The organism is Arthrobacter bussei (assembly GCF_009377195.2).
In the GTDB taxonomy this organism is placed as follows: domain Bacteria; phylum Actinomycetota; class Actinomycetes; order Actinomycetales; family Micrococcaceae; genus Arthrobacter_D; species Arthrobacter_D bussei.
Genome location: NZ_VJXX01000032.1, coordinates 1 through 283, shown reverse-complemented (window position 1 = coordinate 283; position 283 = coordinate 1). Strand labels below are relative to the sequence as shown.

The window sequence follows — 283 nt, the reverse complement described above, 5'->3', positions numbered from 1 at the left end:
AGGCCCTCCTGGATGCAGCGGGTCACCTCGCGCAGCTTGTAGGTGTACCCAGCGCCCACCTGCTCGAAGTGCTCCACGCGGACCTCGTTGTGCCCTGCACTGATCGTCAGTTCCCTGGGGTTGTGGAGCGGCCCGCCGCCGGTCTTCAGCCAGCCCTTGGACCCGCAGACGGTGGCCTGACCCGGGCAGGACGCGATGAACGACGACGGCGTCGACCTGCAGGCTGCGGTCACGCTCAGCTACGGGAACGGAGCCTATGCGCAGCTGTCGTCGTCGTTCATCG

Annotated in this window: 1 pseudogene; it reads right to left on the bottom strand. The window is 67.5% G+C overall.

Going from position 1 to position 283, the window contains the following annotated elements:
- Positions 1 to 233 (bottom strand): annotated as a pseudogene (locus FNH21_RS16790) (gfo/Idh/MocA family oxidoreductase); the annotation flags it as partial.
- Between the last annotated feature and the right edge of the window lie 50 nt (positions 234 to 283).